This is a genomic window from Inquilinus limosus MP06, from assembly GCF_000767795.1.
GTDB classification, from domain to species: domain Bacteria; phylum Pseudomonadota; class Alphaproteobacteria; order DSM-16000; family Inquilinaceae; genus Inquilinus; species Inquilinus limosus_E.
Map to the genome: position 1 here is coordinate 1 of NZ_JANX01000353.1, position 6,525 is coordinate 6,525.

The window sequence follows — 6,525 nt, forward strand, 5'->3', positions numbered from 1 at the left end:
GCGGCATCGCGGCGCCCTGCGCCGTCTTCACCCTGCCGGATGGGTGAGCGGCGCCTCGGCGCTGGGCCCCGCCAGCAGCTCCTCGCAGATCTCGGCGATCAGCAGCCAGGTCGCCACCCAGTGGCTCTGGCCGCCCGGCACGCAGGATTCTGCCTGTCGCCGCGCCTCGACCGGCGCGTCCGGACCGTGCCGGCGCAGCAGCACCCGGGCGGAGAGTTCCAGCTCTTGGGCGGTCAGACGACTCATGCGCGGTCCGGCGGAACAGGGGGGACGCCACCCCTATCTATGAAGGTTAGATAAAATTGTCCACATTGAATCGAGCATCAAACCAAAATCGATTAGGAAAGGCCGGCGAAAGCAAAGCAAAAGGGGATCCCGGGCGGGATCCCCTCCTGCAGCAATGATCGGACGTATCAGGCGGTCTTGCGCAGGTGCCCGTCCTTGACCAGGACTTCGGCGATCTGGACCGCGTTCAGCGCCGCGCCCTTGCGCAGATTGTCGGCGACCACCCAGAAGGACAGGCCGTTCTCGACCGTGACGTCCTCGCGGATGCGGCTGACATAGACCAGGTCCTCGCCGGCGCATTCCACCGGGGTGACGTAGCCCTCATCGGCGCGGTGGTCGACCACCGAGATGCCCAGCGCCCGCTTCAGCGCGGCCCGCGCCTCGTCGGCCGAGATCGGGTTCTCGCACTCGATGTTCACCATCTCGGAGTGGCCGATGAAGACCGGTACCCGCACGCAATGGGCGACGACCTTGATGGCGGGGTCGAGGATCTTCTTGGTCTCGGCCATCATCTTCCACTCCTCCTTCGTCGACCCGTCATCCATGAAGACGTCGATATGCGGGATGACGTTGAAGGCGATCTGCTTGGTGAACTTCTCCTTCACGATCGGATCGTTCACGTAGACGGCGCGGGTCTGGTTGAACAGCTCGTCCATCGCCTCCTTGCCGCCGCCGGAGACGGACTGGTAGGTCGAGACCACGACGCGGCGGATCTTGGCCAGCTCGTGCAGCGGCTTCAGCGCCACCACCATCTGGATGGTGGAGCAGTTCGGGTTGGCGATGATGCCCTTCTTGCTGAACTGGGCGATGGCCTGCGGGTTGACCTCGGGCACCACCAGCGGCACGTCCGGGTCCATGCGGAACTGCGAGGTGTTGTCGATCACCACCGCCCCGGCCTTGGCCGCGCGGGGCCCGTGCACCGCCGAGACCTTGGCGCCCGGCGAGGACAGCACGATGTCGATGCCCTTGAAGTCGAATTTGGCGAGGTCCTGGACGTCGAGGACATCATCCTCGCCGAAGGAGACCTGGCGGCCGACCGAGCGCTCCGACGCCAGCGCCACGACCTCGTCGACCGGGAACTCCCGCTCCGACAGGATGGAAAGCATCTCGCGACCGACATTGCCGGTGGCACCGATGACCGCGACCCGATAGCCCATGTCCGTAAATCCGGCTGTTCGATTGCTGCAGGGGACGCACTCGGTAGAATGTATGCCGATCCGCGCGCAAGGACACAGCCATGCGATTCGCGCGCGGCGATCATGCCGTCAAGTGCCGGCTGACGGCTGGACATCGAGGAGGAAGCGCCATGGCCGACCGCCTGCCGAGCTATTCCGCCTTCTGGCCGTACTACCTGCGCGAGCATGCGCAACCGCGGACCCGGGCGCTGCACTTCCTCGGCACCAGCCTGGCGATCCTCTGCCTGGTGCTGCTGGTGGTCACGGGCAGCTGGTGGTGGCTCCTGGCGGCGCTGATCGCGGGCTATCTCTTCGCCTGGATCGGCCATTTCTTCGTCGAGCACAACCGCCCGGCCACCTTCACCCACCCGCTGTGGTCGCTGCTGAGCGACTTCCGCATGTACGGGCTGTGGGTGACCGGCCGGCTGGAGGACGAGCTGCGCCGGGCGGGGGTGCAACCGTAGCCGATGGAGGATGCGCGCGACTGGCTGCCGCCCCGGCTGATCGACCGGATGATCCGCCGCCGCGGGCGGCTGCACGCCTTCGAGCGGCTGGATCCGAGGCGGACCGCCCTGACGGTGATCGACCTCACGGTGCTGTTCACCATCGAGCCGCCGCGGATCGAGGCAGCGGTCGATGCCGATACTGTGGTCGCCAACGTCAACCGCCTCGCCACGGCGCTGCGGGATGCCGGCGGGCTGGTCGCCTGGGTTCGCCCGGCCGGGGATGCCGCATCTCCGCTGCTGCCCGACATCCTCGGCACCGTGCCGGCCGCGCATTATCGGGCGGCGGCGGCCGAAGGCGACAAGCGGGCCGCGCTGCATCCGGGGCTGGAGACCCGCCCCGATGACCTGCAGGCGCGCAAGGCGCTGTACAGCGCCTTCTTCCCTGGCGCCTGCGACCTGCCGGACCGGCTGCGGCAGCGCGGCATCGACACCGTGCTGATCGCCGGCGCGGTCACCCATGTCTGCTGCGAGGCCTCGGCCCGCGATGCCTTTTCCTGCGGCTTCCGCACGGTGATGCTGGCCGATGCCTGCCTTGGCCCGCAGCCGGAGCACGGCGCCAGCCTGGCGGCCGTCTACCGCAACTTCGGCGACGTCCGGACGACCGCCGAGACGATCAGCCTGCTGCGGGAGATGCGCGATGGCGGGGATGAGCCTTGATCGTCATACCCCGCCCTCAACTGTCATTGCCGGGCTTGACCCGGCAATCCAGGGCCACGGAGAGCCGCTCTGGCCGCCCCTGGATCCTCGGGTCAAGCCCGAGGATGACAATAAAATAGAGCAAAATCCAAGCTAAGCCCCCCTCGGTTGTCGTTTTTCCTCAACCGACACTCGTGGACCAAGCCCGGGCATGACAGCGTAAGGGGCGCGGCAAGCCGTTAGAACCGGTACCGCAGCCCCAGCGCCACGATGTCGACGCTGCTGCTGTTGTCGGCGCTGTAGGACACATTCGTCTGCAGCGGCGTGCCGGTGTAGAAGTCGCGCTCGGCGTCCATCTTGCGGGCGTCGATGAAGATGTGGGTGTAGGCGAAGTCGACCGACATGTTCTCCATGACGTCGTAGCTGAGGCCGGCCGACAGCCAGTAGCGGTCGCCGTCCGGCGTGCGGCTGGAGCGGAAGCCCGACTTGGTCGGCGTCGGGTCGTACTGGAAGCCGGCGCGCAGCGTCAGGTCGTCGTTCCAATAGTATTCGCCGCCGACCGAGAAGCCGACCGTGTCCTGGTAGCGCTGCTCGTTCACCAGGTCGTCGCCGCCATCGGCGCGCTTGACCCGGATCTCCTTGAACGACGACCAGCCGTACCAGGTGACGCCGCCCAGCAGCGCGATCTGGGGCGTCACCTCCTGCCGGATGCCGAAGGACAGCATCGGCGGCAGGTTCAGCTTCGCCCGCCCGTCGGTGGCAAAATCGGCGGTCTGCGGCAGGCCCGGCAGCGGCGGGAAGCCGATGCCCTTCAGGCTGGCCCGCCCGTCCAGCATATGGTCGACGCCAGAGCGGAAATGGACGCCGAGCCGGGTGCCCTCCACCGGCTGCACGATGGCGCCGATATTGTAGCCCACCGCCCAGCTGTCGCCCTTGATCGTGAGATCGCCGTCATCGGCGAAACTGGGCACCAGCCTGCCGACCGGGTTCGGCACCTTGCTCTCGAGCTTGGCCCAGGCATAGGAGATGTCGATGCCGCCGCCGATCGACAGCCAGTCATTCACCCGATAGGCCACGGTGGGGGAGAAGTTGTAGACATTCAGCTCGGTCTTGGTGGCGTCGTAGCGGCCGAACCAGTTGCTGTTGTACTGGCTCTCCAGTCCGAACGGGGCGCCGAGGCCGAAGCCGACCCAGAGGCGGTTGTCGGTCGACGGCACCGGCACGGCGACATAGCCGTGCGGCACCAAGGTCGGGTCATAGGGGTTGTTGCTCTTGCTGCTGCCGGAGATGGCCCCGGGCGGCGGGTTGAGGATGCCGAGCGGCGTGCGGAAGCCCGGATAGTCGATGGTCGAGCCGTCGTCCTTAAGCCGGGAATCCGGCAGCAGCAGGCTCCCGCCGACCTGGATCTCGCCCTGCTTCAGGAAGGTCATGCCGGCCGGGTTGAAGAACACGGTGCTGGCGTCGTCGGCCGCGGCCGCCCCGCCGGCGAAGGCCCGGCCCAGGCCGGTCACGCTTTGCTCCTGGATGAAGAATCCGGCGGCGTTCGCCGATCCGGCCCCAAGCCCCGCCGTGGCGGACAGTGCCGCCCCCCCCAATGCCAGACGCGAAACGGTCCCGATGATCCCCTGCTTCATCTCGACATGTCCCCCCCGGTCGTCGACCGACATGTTGCGCAACGTTGCGTTTGTAACATCACGTCACGCCCAAGACAGCAGCGCCGTCAAGCACTGTTCAAGGTCTCGATGAGATTGAATCCCTGAGGCAGGTCAAACCCCAGCCGGACGCTACGTCAACCCGTTGCAGAAAGTGGCGGCCGGAAGAACAGTCGGCGTTTCTCCACGGCGGCAGCCGGGGCGAATCGCGTAAAATTGATTCGGTTCTGCGCGGAGACTGGCAAACGCCAGACAAAAAGGGCGGAGCCGATGGCCCCGCCCTTGCTGCACCGCACAAGTACCTGGGAGATGATTACCGCGAGCGGGCCGCCATCGCTTCGAGGATGGCCGTGCCCATGTCGCCGGTCGACACCACCTGGACGGCGCCGGTGCCGGCGATGTCGGCGGTGCGGATGCCGCGGTCCAGCACGTCGGACACCGCGCCCTCGATCAGGTCGGCCTCGGCGCCGAGGTCGAAGCTGTAGCGCAGCATCATGCCGAAGCTGAGCAGCGTCGCGATCGGGTTGGCCTTGCCCTGGCCGGCGATGTCCGGGGCCGAGCCGTGCACCGGCTCGTACAGCGCCTTGCGGCGGCCGGTGGCGTCGGGCGCGCCGAGCGAGGCGGAGGGCAGCATGCCCAGGGACCCGGTCAGCATCGCCGCCTCGTCCGACAGCATGTCGCCGAACAGGTTGTCGGTGACGATGACGTCGAACTGCTTGGGGTTGCGCACCAGCTGCATGGCGCAGTTGTCGGCCAGCATGTGGCTGAGCTCGACGTCCGAGTACTGCTCCTGGTGCAGCTTCGTCACCTCCTCGCGCCACAGCCGGCCCGATTCCATGACGTTCATCTTCTCGACCGAGCACAGCCGGTTGCCGCGCTTGCGCGCCAGCTCGAAGGCCACGGCGGCGACGCGGCGGATCTCCGACGTCGTGTAGACCTGGGTGTTGATGCCGCGGCGCTCGCCATTGCCGAGATCGGTGATGCCGCGCGGCTCGCCGAAATAGACGCCGCCGGTCAGCTCGCGCACGATCAGGATGTCGAGGCCCTCGACCACCTCGCGCTTCAGCGACGAGGCGTCGGCCAGGGCCGGGTAGACCAGCGCCGGCCGCAGGTTGGCGAACAGCTCCAGGTCCTTGCGCAGGCGCAGCAGGCCGGCCTCGGGCCGGATCGAGAAGTCGACGCCGTCCCATTTCGGCCCGCCGACCGCGCCCAGCAGCACGGCGTCGACCGCCAGCGCCTTCTCCATGGTCGCGTCGGTGACCGGCACGCCGTTGGCATCGATCGAGCAGCCGCCGACCAGTTGCTCGTCGATGTCGAAGCCGACGGCGCGGTGGCTGCCCAGCCACTCGGCGGCGCGCTTGACCTCGCCCATCACCTCCGGGCCGATGCCGTCACCGGCCAGGACGAGGAGCTTCTTGTTGGCAGCCATGGGAAAACGACCTTCAGCGGGGTTGGAGGAAGGGGGGAGCGCGGCGGCTCAGGCGGCGAGCCAGGGCTGGGCCGCCTTGCGCTTGGCCTCGAAGCTGTCGATCTCGCCGGCCTGCTGCATCGTCAGGCCGATATCGTCCAGGCCGTTGATCAGGCAGTGCTTGCGGAACGGATCGAGGTCGAAGCGGATCTTCTGGCCGTCCGGCCGGGTGATCTCCTGCGTCTCCAGGTCGACCGTGACGGTCGAGTTGGCGCCGTTCTCGGCGTCCTTCATCAGCAGGTCGACCTGCTCCTGCGGCAGGGCGATCGGCAGGATGCCGTTCTTGAAGCAGTTGTTGTAGAAGATGTCGGCGAAGCTGGGCGCGATGACGCAGCGGATGCCGAAATCCAGCAGCGCCCAGGGCGCATGCTCGCGCGACGAGCCGCAGCCGAAATTGTCGCCCGCGACCAGCACCTGCGCCTTCTGATAGGCCGGGCGGTCGAGCACGAAATCCTTCGGGTTGCCCTGCTCGTCCGTGCGCAGCTCGTAGAACAGCCCGGCGGCGAGGCCGGTGCGCTTGATCGTCTTCAGGAACTGCTTCGGGATGATCATGTCGGTGTCGACATTGACGATCGGCAGTGGTGCTGCGACGGCGGTGAGCGTGGTGAAGGGCTGCATGGCGGCGGCTGTGCTCAAAGGGGAGGACGGGCAAGTCATGCCACAGCCGGCCGCCGGCCCAAAGCGCGGAATCGTCACCATCCCCGCGGTGCAATTGCCTTGTGAGTCCCCCCTCCCCTCGCGGGAGGGGGCTAGGGGGAGGGGTTGGCGGGCGAAGAGAGCAGACCCGGTGCCGGTTCGGACGG

Annotated in this window: 7 protein-coding genes; 2 read left to right on the forward strand and 5 right to left on the reverse strand. The window is 67.5% G+C overall.

What is annotated here, in order from left to right; all coding sequences use genetic code 11:
- Window positions 1–27: 27 nt before the first annotated feature.
- Both P409_RS38175 and P409_RS22600 read right to left on the reverse strand, forming a co-directional pair.
- On the reverse strand, window positions 28–246 hold the full coding sequence (locus P409_RS38175; RefSeq protein WP_152613492.1) for a hypothetical protein: 219 nt from the start codon (window positions 244–246) through the stop codon (window positions 28–30).
- Window positions 247–413: 167 nt separating this feature from the next.
- Window positions 414–1,442 carry an aspartate-semialdehyde dehydrogenase gene (locus P409_RS22600; RefSeq protein ID WP_034844004.1) on the reverse strand — a complete coding sequence of 343 codons (1,029 nt, stop codon included), beginning with the start codon at window positions 1,440–1,442 and terminating at the stop codon, window positions 414–416.
- Window positions 1,443–1,591: 149 nt separating this feature from the next.
- Here P409_RS22600 and P409_RS22605 point away from each other — a divergent pair, with 149 nt between their 5' ends.
- The gene (locus P409_RS22605; protein WP_034844006.1) at window positions 1,592–1,924 is read left to right on the forward strand and encodes a DUF962 domain-containing protein; all 333 of its coding nucleotides are present in this window, start codon (window positions 1,592–1,594) and stop codon (window positions 1,922–1,924) included.
- Window positions 1,925–1,927: 3 nt separating this feature from the next.
- Window positions 1,928–2,623, forward strand: a complete 696-nt coding sequence (locus P409_RS22610; RefSeq protein ID WP_034844009.1) for a cysteine hydrolase family protein — start codon at window positions 1,928–1,930, stop codon at window positions 2,621–2,623.
- 218 nt (window positions 2,624–2,841) lie between these two features.
- Here the strand turns inward: P409_RS22610 and P409_RS22615 are convergent, their stop codons facing one another.
- The 3 genes from P409_RS22615 to leuD form a co-directional block, all read right to left on the reverse strand.
- Window positions 2,842–4,269 carry an outer membrane protein transport protein gene (locus tag P409_RS22615; protein WP_081991719.1) on the reverse strand — a complete coding sequence of 476 codons (1,428 nt, stop codon included), beginning with the start codon at window positions 4,267–4,269 and terminating at the stop codon, window positions 2,842–2,844.
- A 298-nt stretch (window positions 4,270–4,567) separates the two neighbouring features.
- On the reverse strand, window positions 4,568–5,683 hold the full coding sequence (gene leuB, locus P409_RS22620) for a 3-isopropylmalate dehydrogenase (protein ID WP_034844010.1): 1,116 nt from the start codon (window positions 5,681–5,683) through the stop codon (window positions 4,568–4,570).
- A 48-nt stretch (window positions 5,684–5,731) separates the two neighbouring features.
- Window positions 5,732–6,340, reverse strand: a complete 609-nt coding sequence (gene leuD / locus P409_RS22625; protein ID WP_034844012.1) for a 3-isopropylmalate dehydratase small subunit — start codon at window positions 6,338–6,340, stop codon at window positions 5,732–5,734.
- Between the last annotated feature and the right edge of the window lie 185 nt (window positions 6,341–6,525).